At 73.9% G+C, this 16001-nt stretch carries 12 protein-coding genes; 6 read left to right on the plus strand and 6 right to left on the minus strand.

Annotated elements, in window-relative coordinates; translation table 11 throughout:
- Positions 1-14: 14 nt before the first annotated feature.
- The 3 genes from ABZW32_RS31035 (at position 15) to ABZW32_RS31045 (ending at position 3483) form a co-directional block, all read left to right on the plus strand.
- Entirely contained in the window at positions 15-1253 is a 1239-nt protein-coding gene (locus ABZW32_RS31035) for an MFS transporter (RefSeq protein ID WP_356222228.1), read from the plus strand.
- 78 nt (positions 1254-1331) lie between these two features.
- Positions 1332-2000 (plus strand): (2Fe-2S)-binding protein, encoded by a 669-nt coding sequence (locus ABZW32_RS31040; RefSeq protein WP_356222231.1) that lies wholly within the window; start codon positions 1332-1334, stop codon positions 1998-2000.
- Between the two features lie 82 nt (positions 2001-2082).
- Complete coding sequence (locus tag ABZW32_RS31045; protein ID WP_356222233.1) at positions 2083-3483, plus strand: alpha/beta hydrolase; 1401 nt, start codon at positions 2083-2085, stop codon at positions 3481-3483.
- On the opposite strand, the gene ABZW32_RS31050 is transcribed toward ABZW32_RS31045, so the two are convergent.
- Together ABZW32_RS31050 and ABZW32_RS31055 are read right to left on the minus strand one after the other, a co-directional pair.
- On the minus strand, positions 3480-5249 hold the full coding sequence (locus ABZW32_RS31050; protein ID WP_356222236.1) for a S8 family serine peptidase: 1770 nt from the start codon (positions 5247-5249) through the stop codon (positions 3480-3482). The genes ABZW32_RS31045 and ABZW32_RS31050 overlap by 4 nt on opposite strands.
- 291 nt (positions 5250-5540) lie before the next feature.
- Complete coding sequence (locus tag ABZW32_RS31055; protein ID WP_356222238.1) at positions 5541-6944, minus strand: cation:dicarboxylase symporter family transporter; 1404 nt, start codon at positions 6942-6944, stop codon at positions 5541-5543.
- A 155-nt stretch (positions 6945-7099) separates the two neighbouring features.
- Between ABZW32_RS31055 and ABZW32_RS31060 the strand changes: the two genes are divergently transcribed.
- Positions 7100-9058: an ATP-binding protein gene (locus ABZW32_RS31060; RefSeq protein ID WP_356222257.1), complete on the plus strand. Its 1959-nt coding sequence runs from the start codon at positions 7100-7102 to the stop codon at positions 9056-9058.
- Complete coding sequence (locus ABZW32_RS31065) at positions 9055-9759, plus strand: response regulator (protein ID WP_356222241.1); 705 nt, start codon at positions 9055-9057, stop codon at positions 9757-9759. The genes ABZW32_RS31060 and ABZW32_RS31065 overlap by 4 nt, the downstream gene beginning before the upstream one ends.
- Here the strand turns inward: ABZW32_RS31065 and ABZW32_RS31070 are convergent.
- Both ABZW32_RS31070 and ABZW32_RS31075 read right to left on the minus strand, forming a co-directional pair.
- The gene (locus ABZW32_RS31070; RefSeq protein ID WP_280918892.1) at positions 9714-10562 is read right to left on the minus strand and encodes a tyrosinase family protein; all 849 of its coding nucleotides are present in this window, start codon (positions 10560-10562) and stop codon (positions 9714-9716) included. The genes ABZW32_RS31065 and ABZW32_RS31070 overlap by 46 nt on opposite strands.
- A complete protein-coding gene (locus tag ABZW32_RS31075) occupies positions 10559-10951 on the minus strand; it encodes a tyrosinase cofactor (protein ID WP_030229777.1) in 393 nt (130 codons plus the stop codon). The genes ABZW32_RS31070 and ABZW32_RS31075 overlap by 4 nt, the downstream gene beginning before the upstream one ends.
- Before the next feature lie 300 nt (positions 10952-11251).
- Here ABZW32_RS31075 and ABZW32_RS31080 point away from each other — a divergent pair, with 300 nt between their 5' ends.
- Complete coding sequence (locus ABZW32_RS31080) at positions 11252-12643, plus strand: glutamate decarboxylase (protein WP_356222246.1); 1392 nt, start codon at positions 11252-11254, stop codon at positions 12641-12643.
- A 10-nt stretch (positions 12644-12653) separates the two neighbouring features.
- Here ABZW32_RS31080 and ABZW32_RS31085 read toward each other — a convergent pair whose 3' ends face one another.
- Together ABZW32_RS31085 and ABZW32_RS31090 are read right to left on the minus strand one after the other, a co-directional pair.
- Positions 12654-15128, minus strand: coding sequence for a Helicase associated domain protein (locus ABZW32_RS31085; RefSeq protein ID WP_356222248.1), 2475 nt, complete (start codon positions 15126-15128; stop codon positions 12654-12656).
- A gap of 126 nt (positions 15129-15254) precedes the next feature.
- Positions 15255-16001 (minus strand): CAP domain-containing protein (locus ABZW32_RS31090; protein ID WP_356222251.1); only part of this gene is annotated, 747 nt, incomplete at its 5' end.

Genomic DNA, 16001 nt, shown 5'->3' on the forward strand with positions numbered 1-16001 from the left:
GATCCAATGGACCGGTGACGATACGCTTCCTGCCCGCCCCCGGTAACCCGCGCCGCCTGGCCGCCGCCCAGCTCAGCAACTCGGTCGGCGACGGCGCCTACTACGTGTGCTCGGCCCTCTACTTCACCCGTGTGGTGGGCCTCTCACCGGCCCAGATCGGCATGGGCCTGACCCTCGCCTGGGCGGTCGGCTCGGTCGCCGGGGTCCCGCTGGGCGCCCTCGCCGACCGGCGGGGACCGCGCGGCACCTCGGTGCTCCTGGCCCTGGCCACCGCCGCGTCCGTGGCCTCCTTCCTGTTCATCCGGTCCTACGGGGCCTTCCTGTGCGCCGTGGTGCTCTACGCCGTCTCCCAGTGCGGCCTCGCGGCCGCCCGGCAGGCGCTGCTCGCGGGGCTCGTCGCCCCGGGGGAGCGGACGGGCGTGCTGGCCCACCTCCAGTCCACGCTCAACGCCGGACTGGCCCTCGGGGCCGCACTGGGCGGCCTGGCCCTCGGCGCCGGCACCGAGCGGGCCTACCTCCTGGTCTTCGCCCTCGACGCCCTCAGCTTCCTCGGCTGCGCGGCCCTGCTGGCGACCCTGCCCGCCGTGCCGCCCGTCCCGGACCGGGCGGCGGGGGCGCCCCGGCTGGCGGTGCTGCGCGACCGGCCGTACGCGCTGGTCACCCTGCTCAACGCCGTGCTGCTGCTGCGGATGCCGCTGCTCAGCCTGGCCATCCCGCTGTGGATCGTCGAGCGCACCCAGGCCCCCGGCTGGCTGGTGTCCGCGCTGTTCGTGCTCAACACCGTCGCCGTGATGCTGTTCCAGGTACGGGCGGCCCGGCCCGTGACCGACCTCGACAGCGCCACGCGGGCGCTGCGGGTCTCCGGGCTGGTGATGGCCCTGTCGTGCGCCGTGTTCGCCGCCTCGGCGCTGCCGGGGGCCGGATGGGCCGCCGCGGCACTGCTGGTCGTGGGCGCCGCACTGCAGGCCGACGGCGAGATGCGGCAGTCGGCCGGGTCCTGGCAGATCGGCTTCTCGCTGGCCCCCGCCGAGCACATGGGCCAGTACCAGGGCTTCTTCGGCACCGGGGTGCCGGTGGCCCGGACCCTGGGGCCGCTGCTGCTGACCTCGCTGCTCCTGCTGTGGGGGATCCCCGGCTGGCTGCTGCTCGGCGCCCTGCTGCTGGCCGCCTCCTACGCGATGGGCCCCGCGGTGCGCCGGGCCCGGTCGGCCGCGCGGGCCGAGGGCGTGTCGGCCGAGGGCGTGTCCGCGTAGGACCGGGCCCGGTCCCTCGCGGGCCCCGGCCGCCGACCCGGCCTCGGGGGCCCGGCCGTCGGCTGCGATCATCCGTCCATGGACGACGTACTGCGGCGACTGGCCGCCGTGGGCCCCTTCTTCACCGTCGCGCACGGCGAGCGACCGCCCGGCCCCGGGTTCCGGCCGCTCGGCGAGCTGTACGGGGAGCACCTCGCGCCCTACGTGGCCGAGGTCGGACGGCGGATCGGCAGCGGTCCGGGCCGGGTGGCGGCCTCGACCGCGCAGTTCGGGATCGCCTCGCGGCTGTGGTCGCTGGGCCTGGGCTGCGCCGCGCTCGGCGGCCCGGTCCCCGACCTCGACCCCGCCCGCCTGTGGTGGCGCCTGCCCGCGGCCGGCTCGCTCGAACTGTGGCTCCCCGAGCCGGCCGCCCGGCCCGCCACGGCCCTCGGCGAGAGCGTGCTCGGGAACCTGGCCGTACTGGACGCCGCGCTGCGCGAGCGGTACGGGGTCTCGGCGAAGGTGCTGCGCGGCAACGCCGCCTCCGGGCTCGTCGGCGCGCTGCGCGTGCTGCTCGACCGGGTCCCCGCACGACCGGCCGTCGAGCTGGCCGACGCCCTGCTCGCCGAGGGCGGGCCCCTGGCCGGCACGGGCACCTTCGTCCACGAGGAGGGGCTCGGGGTGGCCTTCGTACGGCGCAGCTGCTGCCTGTACTACCGGGTGCCCGGCGGCGGCCTCTGCGGGGACTGCGTACTGCGGACCAGGTAGCCGGCGGCCACCGGAGGCCGTTCGGAGCAGCCGGGGTGCCGTGGCCGGGCGGCCCGCCACGGCTTCGCCTAGCGTCCGCTGCATGAACGCCCCCACACCGCGGCCGGGCGGAGTGTCCCGCCGCACGGCGCTGACCGGCCTCGCCGCGGGAGCCGGCTCCCTCGCCCTGCCGGGCACGGCCCACGCCGCGCCCACCGCACCCTCCCCGTCCCCGGCCGCGGCGGATCCCACGCCCGGGGCCATGAGGCTCTTCGCCGACCCGGGCTTCGACTTCGCCGGGCTCCTCGCCCTCGGCGCCGCCGGGATGCGCGCCTCCGAGGTCGGCGAGGTGGTGACCGCCGTCAACGCGGTCAACGCCGCCGGCCTGTCCGAGCAGAGCTACACCGACACCTTCCGGGCCTGGGGCGACCGGCTCGCGGCGCCCCCCGCCGCGGGGCGCCACGGCGGGGAGGTTCCGCCGCAGACCCGCCGCTTCCGCTCGCTGCGCGCCGCGCAGTACTACGCCCAGGCCCTCTTCTACGTCCTGGGCACCACCTCACCCGCCGACGAGAGGGCGGTCTACCTCGCCGGACGCGCCGCCTGGGACGCCTTCACCCGGCTGTGCTCCCCGGCCGCCGTCCGGGCGGAGGTCCCGTACGGGGGCACGCACCTGCCGCTCTGGTTCTTCCGTCCCGAGGGCCCCGCCCGGCCGCGGCCCACCGTGATCCTCACCAACGGCAGCGACGGACAGAACGTGGACATGTGGACCTACGGGGTGTCCGCCGCCCTCGACCGGGGCTGGAACGCCCTCGTCTACGACGGCCCAGGCCAGGGACAGCTGCTCTTCGTCGAGGAGATCCCCTTCACCACCCGCTGGGAGAAGGTGGTCACCCCGCTCGTCGACTGGCTGGCGGCCCGCAAGGACGTGGACGCCGCCCGGATCGCCCTCACGGGCCTGAGCATGGGCGGCAACCTGGTCGCCCGCGCGGCGGCCTTCGAGCACCGCCTGGCCGCCGTGGTCTGCCAGCCGGGCTGCGTCAGCCCCTGGCTGGGCTTCGACAAGGAGCTGCGCGACGTCGTCACGCCGGACAAGGCGGAGACCAACCGGGTCTGGAACGAGGAGGTGGTCCCCGAGCTGACCCCGCAGCTCGCGTTCACCGTCAAGAAGCGGTTCGAGATCTTCGACAGGCAGGCGCTGCGCCAGGCGCGCGCGGGCAAGGTGCTCACCGACCTCTGGACGCCCGCGCAGGTGGCCATCGGCCTCGACGTCACGCAACTGGTCCCGAAGATCAAGGCGCCGACGCTCGTCCTGGACTACGACTTCGAGGTGTTCTACCCGGGCCAGCCGCGGCAGATGTACGACCTGCTGCGCTCGCGGCGCGAGTACGTGAAGATGACGGAGGCCACCGGGGCGCAGTTGCACTGTTCCCCGATGGCCCCGCAGCAGCACTGCGACGTCGTCTTCGACTGGCTGGACGCGACGCTGCGCCCGGGCCGCTCCTAGAAGGTGAGGTTCCAGGAGTCGATCTTGCCGGTGTCGCCGCCGGCGTTGTCGTTCACCCGCAGCTTCCAGGTGCCGTTCGCGACCTCGGAGGAGGCGTTCACGGTGAAGACCTGGTTGATGTTGTCGGTGCCGCCGCCCGCACGGTTGTGGACCGTGTAGACGGAGCCGTCGGGGGCGACCAGGTCGACCTTGAGGTCACCGATGTAGGTGTGCACGATGTTCACGCCCACCTTGAGGGTGGCGGGCGCGTTGCCGGTCACGCCGGAGACGGTGATCGGGCTCTCCACGGTGGTGTTGTCACCGATGGCGAAGTCCGCGGTGTTCTCGAAGTACTTGCCCGCGGGCGGGGTGGCGCCGACCGCCTTCAGGGCGTCGACCTGACCCTCGCCGAAGAAGGAGTTGTTCGCGGTCGTACCCGTGCAGCGGCCGTCGGCGGGGCAGGCGATGTCGTTGGCCTGGGTGGCCAGCTTGTCGCGGATCTGCGCCGGGGTGATGCCCGGGTTGGCGCTGGCGATCAGCGCCGCGACGCCCACCACGTGCGGGGTGGCCATCGAGGTGCCGCTCTTGGTGCCGTACTTGCCGCCCGGCAGCGTGGAGTAGACGTCCTGGCCCGGGGCCGCGACGTCGATGACGCCCTGGCCGAAGTTCGAGAACGAGGCCTTGGTGACGCCCGTGCCGTTCGCCGCGACGGTGACCACGCCCGGGAGTTCGGTCGGGATGTCCATGCAGGCGTTGGTGATGGTGCGGGTGACCGGGGTCGAGTCGTTGGGGCTCGCGGTGTCGGTCGTCTTGTGCGCGAGGTCGTAGTCCTCGTTGCCCGCCGCCGCGATCTGGAGCGAGCCCTTGCTCTCGGCGTACTCCTGGGCGCGCTTGACGCCCTCGATGATGGCGGCCTGGTCGATGTTGTCCGGGCAGTTGAACTGCCACGGGTCCGTGTAGTAGCTGTTGTTGGTGACCTTGAAGCCGTGGTCACCGGCCCACACGAAGCCGCAGATGGTGTTCTCGGCGAAGAAGAACGAGTTGCCCGGCTCGGCCACGCGGACCGCGGAGATCTTCACGCCCGGAGCCACGCCGACGACGCCCTTGCCGTTCTTGGCGGCGGCGACGGTACCCGCCACGTGGGTGCCGTGGGTGTCCACGTCACGCCAGGCGCCGGTACGGGTGTCGGGCTTGCCGTAGGCGCAGGAGACCGAGTCGGCGGCGTTGAAGTTCGGGGCCAGGTCCTGGTGCTGGTCGTCGACACCGGTGTCCAGGATGCCGACCTTGACCGACGGGGAACCTGTGGTGACCGCCCAGGCCTGGTCGGCCTTGATCTGGCTCATGTCCGCGCGGACCGGCTCGCCGGCCGCGGTGGAGGACTGCGCCGGGTTGGCGGGCAGCGCCGGGTTGTAGGCGTCGGCGGGGACGTCCGAGGTACGGGTGGCGCCCACCTGCTGCACCCCGCTGACTCCGCGCATGGTGGAGGCGAAGGTGGCGGAGGTGGAGTGGGCGACGATCACGCCGATCGCGTCGAAGGACGAGAAGACGGTGCCGCCGTTGGCGGTGACGGCCGAGCGGATCGCCGTGCTGTCGCCGGGGGCGCTGATCACGAGGTAGGCACGGGTGCCGGCGGCCCAGGTCGCACTCTGGGAAGCCGGGGCCGCAGCCTTGGGGGCGGCCGCCGGAGCGGAAGCCGGGGCGGAGCCGTTCGGGTTGACGGGAGCGGTGCCGGCGATCGCGGCGGGGGCTCCGAAGGCGAGGGCGGCGCCGAGGGCGGCCGCCATCACCAGACTACGTCGGGGTCGGCTGGATATGTGGGGTATCAATGCGTCCTCCGATGGCACAGCGGTGCTGTTGGCACCTGCCGGGCCGTACGAAACGAGTGGTGGACGCAAGATGTCAGACGGGCTGCCCTGGAGGGAAGTACCTTTTAGCGCAGTGGAGTTACCGGCCGGTTGGCTGAAAATGGTGGTTGGCGGGGGTTCGTCGCCCCATCGCCTCCCGGAGAACGGGGACACCGGCCGGGCCGGGCACCGTGGGGGCGAGCCCTGCCCGGCCGGATCCCGCGGGTGCGCCGGTCAGGCCGGCACACCGTCCTTGGCCCCGGCCGACGGGTCGGCGGAGGGGGTGGCGGAGGAGTCCGCCGAGGGGGCGGGCACCGCGACGGGCGCCTCGTCGGGGCGGGCTCCGTGCCCGTCGTCGACCAGCGTGGTCTCGTCGAAGGGCAGCCGGCCCGCGAGGACCTCGGTGGCCCGCTCCCGGTCGAACTCCTTCGTCCACGTCCCGATCAGCACGGTGGCGACGGCGTTGCCCGCGAAGTTGGTCAGGGCCCGGGCCTCGCTCATGAAGCGGTCGATGCCCACGATCAGGCCGACGCCGTCGACCAGTTCGGGCCGGTGGGACTGGAGCCCGCCGGCCAGCGTGGCCAGACCCGCCCCGGTGACCCCCGCGGCGCCCTTGGAGGCCACGATCATGAAGAGCAGCAGCGAGATCTGCTCGCCGAGCGCCAGCGGCTTGCCCATGGCCTCCGCCACGAACAGGGAGGACATCGTCAGGTAGATCGCCGTCCCGTCCAGGTTGAAGGAGTAGCCGGTCGGCACGGTGATGCCGGTCACCGGCCGGGAGACGCCGAGGTGTTCCATCTTCGCGATGAGCCGCGGCAGCGCCGACTCCGAGGAGGAGGTCGACAGGATCAGCAGGAACTCCCGCCCCAGGTAACGCAGGAGGGCGAAGATGCTGACGCCCGTGCACACCCGCAACAGGGTGCCCAGCACGACGATGACGAAGAGCAGGCAGGTGGTGTAGAAGCCGATCATGATCACGGCCAGGGACTTCAGCGCGTCGATGCCGGTCGCTCCGACCACCGCCGCGATCGCCCCGAAGGCACCCACCGGCGCCGCCCACATGATCATCGCCAGTACCCGGAACACCAGCTTCTGCACGTGTCCGATCCCGCGCAGCACCGGTTCGCCCGCCGTGCCCATCGCCTGGAGCGCGAACCCGCACAGCAGTGCCACCAGCAGCGTCTGGAGCACCTCGCCCCCGGTGAAGGCGGACACCAGCGTCGTCGGGATGATCCCGAGCAGGAACTCGGGCGTGGTCTCGGCGCCGCCCGCCTTGGCCTGGGCCTCCCCGGCGTGCCGGGCAGCCTCGGTCAGGTGCAGTCCGCTGCCGGGCTCCAGGAGGTTCCCCACGACCAGCCCGATCGCGAGGGCCACCGTCGACATGACCATGAAGTAGCCGAGGGCGAGTCCGCCGACCGCGCCCACCTTGGCGGCCTTGCGGACCGAGCCGATCCCCAGCACGATCGTGCAGAAGATCACGGGGGAGATCATCATCTTGATGAGGTTGACGAACCCGGTGCCCAGCGGCTTGAGTTCGACGGCCACGCCGGGAGCGGCGAAGCCCACGGTGATGCCGAGCAGCACCGCGGCGATCACCGCGATGTAGAGATAGTGGGTCTTGTCGCGCCTGGCGGCCACGTCGCCTCCTGGTGGTGAATGTGTTCCGGGAGACCATCACCCACCCTGTGACCCCGGTCACTCTTGCGTTCATTGAGTTCATGGCCCGGTGCACACTGAGCGCCATGCTCCGCTTCCCTCGACCGCCCCGCAGCCTCGCCGGCCAGCTCTTCGCCATGCAGGTGCTGCTGGTCGCCGTCGTCGTCGCCGGATGCGCGGTCTTCGCGTACTTGGCCGCCCGCGGCCAGGCCGAGGACGCCGCCCGGCGTCAGGCCGGGGCCGTGGCGCGGTCCGTCGCCGACTCGCCGTCGGTGCGCGACGCCGTCCGGAGCGGCGGGAGCGGAGCCGGCCCCTCGGCGGCCCTCCAGCCCTACGCCGAGCGGGTGCGTGCCGACTCGGGCGTGGACTTCGTGACGATCATGGCCCCGGACGGGCGGCGCTGGACCCACCCCGACCCGCGCCGCATCGGCGAACGCTTCCTCGGCAACACCGCCCCCGCCCTGCGCGGCGAGACCTTCAGCGAGACCTACACCGGCACGCTCGGCCCCTCCATCCGCGTGGTCACCCCCCTCGCCGACGAGGAGGGCCGGATCGTCGGCCTGGTCAGCGCGGGGATCACCGTGCGCGCCGTCAACGACCGGCTGGCGGCGCAGCTCTGGGCCCTCGCCTCGGTCGCGGCCGGTGCGCTGGCCCTGGGCGGCGCGGGCACGTACGTGGTCAACGCGCGGTTGCGCCGTCACACGCACGGGATGAACGCCGCCGAACTGAGCCGGATGTACGACTACCACCAGGCGGCCCTGCACGGGGTCCGGGAAGGGCTGCTGATGCTCGACGGCCACCGCAGGATCACCCTCGTCAACGATGCCGGCCGCGAACTCCTCGGCCTGCGCGGGGAGACCGCCGGTGTCGGCGTCGCCGACCTCGGCCTGCCCGCCCCGCTCACCGGAGCGCTGCTCGCCGACCGGCCGCGGGTCGACGAGGTCCACCTCACCGCCGACCGGGTACTGGTGGTCAACAGCTCACCGGTGGCCGGCGGGGGCCGCCGCGGCACCGTGGTCACCCTGCGCGACCACACCGAACTCCAGGCGCTCACCGGGGAGCTGGACCACGAGAGGGGCTTCACCCAGGCACTGCGCTCCCAGGCCCACGAGGCGGCCAACCGGCTCCACACCGTGGTCTCCCTCATCGAACTGGGCCGCAGCGAGGAGGCGGTGGAGTTCGCCACCGCGGAACTGGAGCTGGCCCAGGCCCTGACCGACGAGGTCGTCACCGCCGTCGGCGAGCCGGTGCTGGTGGCCCTGCTGCTCGGCAAGGCGGCGCAGGCGCACGAGCGGGGCATCGAGCTGGTCGTCACCCCGGACAGCGGCGCGAGCGGGGCCGTCGAGGGGATGGACGGGATGCCCGGGCTCCCGCCCGCGCGCGACCTCGTCACCCTGCTCGGCAACCTGATCGACAACGCCGTGGACGCCCTCACGGGGGTGCCCGGAGCGCGGATCGCCGTCACCGTGCGCCAGGACGCGGACGGGCTGCTGCTGCGGGTCGCCGACAACGGTCCCGGACTGCCCGAGGGGGTGGACGTGTTCCGGCGCGGCTGGTCCGGCAAGGGGGAGGGGCGGGGCCTGGGACTGGCGCTGGTCCGCCAGGTGGCCCACCGGCACGGCGGGGCCGTCGACGCGGTCTCCGGGCCGGTCGGGGGCGCCGAGTTCACCATCAGCCTGCCGCTGGGCCCCGGCCGGGCCGGATCGGGGGAGGGGGCGCGGGCGCCGGAGCCGGACGTGCGGCCCGGGGCCGCGGGGGAGCCGGAATCCGGATCCGGCCCGGCCGGGGCCGGACCCGAAGCCGCCCGGGAGCCGGCACGCGGAGCGGCACCGGAGACGGCGCCGGGCTCCGGCCGTGACGTGGAGCAAGGCCCCGGCCGTGACGCGGCGCCGGGCTCCGGCCGTGACGTGGCGCAAGGCCCCGGCATGGACGTGGCGCCGGGCTCCGGCCGTGACGTGGCGCAAGGCCCCGGCATGGACGTGGCGCAGGGCTCCGGCATGGACGTGGCGCAGGGCTCCGGCCTGGACGCGGCCGGTGACGGACAGGGGCCGCGGACCCGCGTCCCCCGTCAGCGCCGCGCGGGCGGTGCGTCGTGAGCGCGCCCGAGGTGCGGGTGCTGGTGGTCGAGGACGATCCCGTGGCCGCCGCCGCGCACGCCCTCTACGTCGGCCGGGTGCCCGGCTTCACGGCCGTGGCCGCCGTCCACTCCCTCGCGGAGGCCACCCGGGTGCTGGAGCGGACCCGGATCGACCTGCTGCTCCTCGACCTCACCCTGCCCGACGGCCACGGCCTGCGCTTCGCGCGCGGACTGCGGGCCGCCGGGCATCCCGTCGACGTGATCGCGGTGACCTCGGCCCGGGACCTGGCGGTGGTCCGCGAGAGCGTCTCGCTGGGCGTGGTGCAGTACGTACTGAAGCCCTTCGCCTTCCCGACGCTGCGCGAACGCCTCCTGCGCTACGCCGAGTTCCGGGCGTCGGCGGGCGAGGCGGCCGGTCAGGACGACGTGGACCGGGCGCTCGCCGCACTGCGCGCGCCCGGTCCGGCGGAACTGCCCAAAGGGCTCAGCGCCCCGACCCTGGAGCGGGTCGCGGCGCTGCTGCGGGCGGCGCCCGAGGGGCTGACCGCCGCGGGGGCGGCCGAGGCGGCCGGGATCTCCCGGATCACCGCCCGCAGGTACCTGGAGCACCTGGTGGACACCGGCCGGGCGGACCGCACCCCCCGGTACGGTCAGGTCGGCCGCCCCGAACTGCACTACCGCTGGCTGGCGGCGGCGGCCGGCTCCGTGTCGAACGTGTAGAACTTGCGGTGGTCCAGCATGTCGGCCGGGGTCACGTCGTTCCACGGCCGCATGGTGTCGCGCAGGTCGACCACGTTGGCGGTGCCGGCGGCCGGCAGGTAGGTGGACGTCGGGTGCTTCGCCTGCCAGTCGGCCCAGAGCTTGTCGACGAAGGCGTGGTGCATCCAGAACACCGGGTCGTTGGGCGAGACCCCGGTGGCCATCTGGCCGCCGACCCACACGTGCACCCGGTTGTGCAGGTTGGCGCCGCGCCAGCCCTCCAGGTTGTTGCGGAAGCCGTTGGAGGAACTGTTCCAGGGCGCCATGTCGTAGACCGGCATCGCCAGGACGGCGTCCACCTCGGCCTTGGTCGGCAGCTGGGCGACGCCCTCGCCGAGCGCGCGGCGCAGGTAGTTGCGCCCGTCGACCCGTACGGCTACCTCCCACTTGCCCGTCGCGTAGGCGAAGGGTCCGTCCATGACCTGCCCGTCGCGGGCCCGGCCGGTGCCGCCGAGGAAGTCGGCGGCCCAGAGGGAGGAGCGGGTGGTGCGGTCGGCGGTCCAGTCCCAGTACGGGATCGAAACGCTCGCGTCCACCGCCTGAAGGGCCGCCTCGAACTCCAGGAGAAAGCGGCGGTGCCAGGGGAGGAAGGAGGGGGAGCGGTGGCCGACGCGGTCGCCCGAGTCGGTGTCGCTCATGATGAAGCCGTTGTGGGTGGTGACGAACCGGTCGTAGCGGCCCGTTCGCTTCAGTTCGAGCAGCGCGTTGGTGAAGGCGCGCTTCTCCTCGGGCGTGAGCGCGGCCTGGTTCTTGCGGACGGTCATGCCATGCCCCCCATCTGCATCGGGGCGAGCTGGGAGCCCTGGAGCTCGCGCACCGCGGCACGGGCCAGCGAGGTCGGGTCGGCGAAGGTCTCGTAGTGGTTGACGACGCTGATCCAGGTGCCGTCGGCGTTCTGCATCACGTGCAGTTCGCGGCCGTCTATCTTCACGGTCGGCAGACCGGGGGAGTGGTGGCCGCCGTGGTGGCCGCCCCCCGTGCCGGGGGCTATCTGGATCCGGCGGCCCTGGTACACCTCGTCGACGGTGCCGGCCGGGGTGGTGGCCGCACGGGAGTCGGTGGCGGCGGCGTGCGCGGTGGCGCCCGCGATGCCGAGGACGGTGAGTGCGCCGGCAGTGGTGCCCAAGGCCTGCCGACGGGTGATCTTGTTCATGGCCGAAGAACTATCAGGGCCATGGGGGCAGTTGGCCGCTATCCGGACATCGGTGGATAAGTTGTGTGTAGAACAAATGAAATGATCTTCCCCGTTCGGGTCGGCTTCGATGGCCGCAACGGGAAGATCTGCGGGGGAAATCCTACTGGACGGTAATTCTTCCGGCGTGGCGGGGTTGCTATGGAGGGGGTCACACGCCGGAGTCGGCCGGAAGCTGTGGCTCGCGGCCCGCATTTCTCAAGCGTTTCCCGAGGGGTGCCGAAGTCGACTTCGTCATGATCCGCACCTTATAGTCCCGATATGGCTCTTCATGAGACGAAGGACGCGAACGCCAGGGACGCCGACACGGACGTGTTCACGTCCGCCCTCAGCGGCCAGATCCTCCCGAAGTACCGGATGCCCGACGACCACTCGCCCTCCGAGGTGGTCTACTCGCTCCTCCACAACGAGCTGCTCCTCGACGGCAACGCCGCCCAGAACCTGGCCACCTTCTGCACCACCTGGTCGGACGACGGCGTGCACCGCCTGATGAACGAGTGCCTCGACAAGAACATGATCGACAAGGACGAGTACCCGCAGACGGCCGAGATCGAGGCCCGCTGCGTCAACATCCTGGCCGACCTCTGGAACGCCCCGCCCGGCACCTCCGGCACCGGCTGCTCCACCACCGGCTCCAGCGAGGCCGCCATGCTCGGCGGCCTCGCCCTCAAATGGCGCTGGCGGGCCCGCCGCCGGGCCGAGGGCAAACCGGCCGACCGGCCCAACCTGGTCTGCGGCCCGGTGCAGATCTGCTGGGAGAAGTTCGCCCGCTACTTCGACGTCGAGCTCCGGCAGGTCCCCGTGGAGCCCGGCGCGACCGGCCTGCTCCCGCACCAGCTCGCCGCCCACGTCGACGAGAACACCATCGGGGTCGTCGCCATCCTCGGCGTCACCTACACCTGCGACTACGAACCCGTCGCCGAGATCGCCGCCGAGCTCGACCGGATCCAGCAGGAGCACGGCTGGGACATCCCCGTCCACGTGGACGCGGCGAGCGGCGGCTTCGTCGCCCCCTTCCTCCACCCCGACGTGGTGTGGGACTTCCGGCTGCCGCGCGTGGCCTCCGTCAACACCTCCGGGCACAAGTACGGGCTCGCCCCGCTCGGCGTCGGCTGGATCGTCTGGCGCACCGCCGATCTGCTCCCCGCCGACCTCGTCTTCGACGTGGACTACCTCGGCGGCGACATGCCGACCTTCGCCCTCAACTTCTCCCGCCCCGGCGGCGAGGTCATCGCCCAGTACTACCTCTTCCTGCGGCTGGGCCGCGGCGGCTACCGGCGCGTCCAGCAGGCCTGCGCCGACACCGCCCAGTACCTGGCCGGGGAGATCGCCGGCATGGGCCCCTTCACCCTGCTCTACGACGGCCGGGGCGGGCTGCCCGCCGTCTCCTACACGCTCGCCGACCCGGCCGGCGCCGGGTTCAGCCTCTACGACCTCTCCGACCGGCTGCGGATGCGCGGCTGGCAGGTGCCCACGTACCCGCTCCCGGCGGACCGTCAGGACACCGTCATGCAGCGCGTCCTGATCCGCCACGGGGTGACCCGCGACCAGATCGCCCTGCTCGTCACCGACCTGCGGGCGGCCGTCGAACACCTGGTCGCCCACCCGCAGCCGGTCCCCACCACGGAACCCAGGTCGGGCTTCCACCACTGACCGCCCGCGGTCACCGACCCGAACGGGACCAGCGCATCCCCAGGGCCGTCAGCGCGGCGGCCCGCTCCGGCGGCAGCCCCGCCGCGCGGGAACGCTGGTTGGCGATCCACGCCCCGAGCCTCAGCTCCTGGTCCCCCCACCGCTCCACGTGCGTGCGGGGGACCCTCAGGTGCCCCTCCCGGGCGTGGAACCGCCGGGCCGCCTCCAGATACCCGGCCCACGCGGCGGCATGGCTGCGGCGCGCGGGCGGACGCTCCGCCTCCGGCGCCGGGGCCAGCCCCAGCGTGTGCTCCAGCAGCCACCGCTGCGACCACCCCAGCCGCTCCCACCCCAGCCGCTGGGCGCGCACCCACCCGCCGAGGTCCTCGCCCTGCGCCAGCACCCGGCCGGGAACCGGTGGAACCCGGCCGCCCGCGTCCAGGTGCACCCGGGTCAGGTGGAAGGTCCGCTGCCAGCCGATGTCCCAGACGGGGCACCAGGACGGGTCGATCCGGTCCAGCGCCTCCCGGCGCTCCTGCGACAGCGCCCCCGGCCCCTCCCGGCGCGCGGCGGCCCGGTTGTTCTTCATCCACACCCCGACGGGCGCCCCGTGCCAGGTGGCGTCCACCGGCGGCAGCAGGTGCCCGTGCTCGGCGGCCCAGGCCCCGGCCGCCGCCAGCCCCTCCTCGAAGGCCACGTCGAAATGGCTCCACACCATGCCGAGTTCGTCCAGCTCCCGCATCCGCTCCCGGCCCAGCGCGCCCCGCCGGTACGTGCGCCGCGCGTCCGCGATCCACTGGCCCAGAGGGAACCCCGCCAGGGCCGGCGGCCACTCCCCGCCGGACTCCGGCACCCGGTAGGCGAACGGCACCCGCAGGTCCCCGGCCGTCGCCGCGTAGATCCGTGCCGCCTCCGCCCCGCGCCGCCACCGCGTGTGCTCCGGGTTGAGCACCCGCAGCCGGACGAAGGCCGCCAGCAGCGCCGGATCCCGGGGCGTGGAGAAGCTCAGCAGCGCCGCGGCGCCCGGCCCGGTGCCGCCGGTACTCCCGGCCGCACCGGCCTCCGACGCCGGGCGGCCCGGTGCCTGCGGCTGGGCCAGAGCCTCCACCAAGCGCGAGTCGTGCGCCCTCAGAGCCTCCAGGAGCCGCGCGAGGTCCCCGTAGGCCCGTGAGGTCAGCATCGTCTCGGGGGACTCCCCGGGCCCCAGCAGCACCGGCACCACCAGCGAGGCGACCTTCCCCTCGCCGGGCCGGATCCGCAGCGCCCGGCCCACGGCCTGCACCAGGTCGGGCATGGAACCGCGCACGTCGGCCCAGAAGACGGAGTCGCACTCCTTGGTGTCGACCCCCTCGCCCAGCACCCGGACGCTGCCCAGGAACGCCTTGTCCGCGACCCGGTCCGTGGCGAACGCGTCCAGCACGCCGCGCCGGTGGGCCGCCGTGTGCTGCCCGCACAGCCAGTCCGCCCACACCGTGCGCGGGTACGCCGGCAGCGCCGACCGGCTCGCGGCCCGCAGCCGCGCCGCGACCGCCGGCAGCCCCGCAGCGAAGGCCTCGGCCTCCTTGGTCAGATGGTGGAACACCAGCGTCCGCCGGAACCCCTGGTCGGCCGCGGCCTTGACCAGCGCCGCCTGGAGCGCCGCCAGCCGCATCCCGCGCACCCGGTCCGAACGCCCGTCCGCGCCCAGCAGCACCGCCGACCGGAAGCCCGGATCGCTGATGTCCACGCACACCACCCGGTACGGGGCGCAGATGCCCCGGTCGATGGCCTCCGACAAGGGGAGCGTGTAGCAGCGGGCGCCGAACGGCCCCTGCGGATCGTCCTCCATCGAGGCCACCAGCTCGCCCCGGCCCCGGAGCCCGCCGGCCGTCCGGGGGCGTGCGGGCCCCTCCCCGTACTCCTCCTCCGCCCCCTCGGCTTCGAGGCCCTCCCCGTCCCGCCACACCCGGGGCGTGGCCGTCATGTACAGCCGGCGGGCCGAGGGGATGCGCGCGTTGTCGTGGACCACAGCCCAGGGCTTGCCGATCCGCCCCGACGTACGGTGCGCCTCGTCGACCACGATCAGGTCCCACGGCGGCAGACCCGCCAGGTGGGCCCGCTCGACGGTGCCCTGCCCCAGCGACGCGTACGTGGCGAACACGGTCACCCGCTCCACCGGCCCGGTGCCCCACCGGGCCAGTTGGCCCGGATCGGTGGTGGTCGGCAGTCCCGCCTCCTCGCCGCGCAGCGAGCACACCGCGAGGGCGCGGCCGGTCCGGCCGCCCGCCCGCCAGGCGGACACGGTCTGCACGAGCAGGTCGAGCGAGGGCACCAGGACGAGCACCCGCCCCGCCCGCAACTCCTCGGCGGAGCGCACGGCGACCAGGGACTTGCCCGACCCGGTCGCCATGATCACCTGGGTGCGCAGACCCCGCCCGGGGAGCCGGCCGTCGGCCGGCGGCTCCAGGGCGCGGACGACGGCGTCGACGGCCTCGCGCTGATGCGCGCGCAACTGCGGCTTCGCCATCCGACCCGTCACCCCGTTCCCTTTGATCTGCCCGTTCCGCTCCAGGTCCTATCTTGCCCGGATTCTGAGACAAACAGGGGAAGGGGGAGGTCCGGACGGGTCGGACACCGGACGGAGGACGGCCGGTCACATGCGGGCGCCGAAGTTCTGGGTCCACCAGGGGCCGCCCGCACCCGGGCGCATGCCCACGCCTATGTCCTTGAAGGAGCAGTTCAGGATGTTGGCCCGGTGACCGGGGCTCTTCATCCACGCGTCCATCACGTCCTGCGCCGTCTGCTGACCCTTCGCGATGTTCTCCCCGTACGTCGACCAGCGGTACCCGGCGGCCGTCGTCCGCGTTCCCGGGTCGCCCCCGTCGGGGTCGGTGTGCGAGAAGTAGTCCCGCTGGGCCATGTCGTCCGAGTGCCCCTGGGCCGCGGAGCGCAGCTGCGCGTCCTCCTTGAGCGGCCCGCAGCCGGCCGCCGCCCGCTCGGTGTTGACCAGGGCGACGACCTGCCCCGCCACGCCCGCCGGAGCGGGCGCCGGAGCCGGTGCGGCCGGGCGCGGAGCGCTGGTCTTCGGCGGCGTGGGCGCGGGGGGCTTCGACGAGCTGGTGGAGGGCGAGGGGGAGGCCGAAGCGGAGGCGGACGCCGAAGGCGAGGGAGAGGCCGAAGCGGAGGCCGACGGCGAGGCGGAGGGCACCCCCGCGTTCGCGTCGGGGGCCGACAGCGCGGCCAGCGGGGACGCGGACGCGCCGCCGCCCGCCTCGGTGCCCCGCTTGCCGGGAAGCGAGCCGAGGTACACCAGACCGCCGCCCGCCACGCACGCGGCGATCACCGCCCCGCCGATCGCCCGGCGCCGGTTCTGCCGCTTCCTGCGCTGCGCCCCGCGGCC

The organism is Streptomyces sp. NPDC004667 (genome assembly GCF_040609475.1).
Classification (GTDB): domain Bacteria; phylum Actinomycetota; class Actinomycetes; order Streptomycetales; family Streptomycetaceae; genus Streptomyces.

What these genes read in the sequence shown, in the direction of transcription:
- ABZW32_RS31075 (WP_030229777.1), bottom strand. Translation starts at nt 10,951, where the DNA reads ATGAACAAGATCACCCGTCGGCAGGCCTTGGGCACCACTGCCGGCGCA.
- ABZW32_RS31045 (WP_356222233.1), top strand. Translation starts at nt 2,083, where the DNA reads ATGAACGCCCCCACACCGCGGCCGGGCGGAGTGTCCCGCCGCACGGCG.
- ABZW32_RS31070 (WP_280918892.1), bottom strand. Translation starts at nt 10,562, where the DNA reads ATGACCGTCCGCAAGAACCAGGCCGCGCTCACGCCCGAGGAGAAGCGC.
- ABZW32_RS31085 (WP_356222248.1), bottom strand. Translation starts at nt 15,128, where the DNA reads ATGGCGAAGCCGCAGTTGCGCGCGCATCAGCGCGAGGCCGTCGACGCC.
- ABZW32_RS31040 (WP_356222231.1), top strand. Translation starts at nt 1,332, where the DNA reads ATGGACGACGTACTGCGGCGACTGGCCGCCGTGGGCCCCTTCTTCACC.
- ABZW32_RS31060 (WP_356222257.1), top strand. Translation starts at nt 7,100, where the DNA reads ATGCAGGTGCTGCTGGTCGCCGTCGTCGTCGCCGGATGCGCGGTCTTC.
- ABZW32_RS31080 (WP_356222246.1), top strand. Translation starts at nt 11,252, where the DNA reads ATGGCTCTTCATGAGACGAAGGACGCGAACGCCAGGGACGCCGACACG.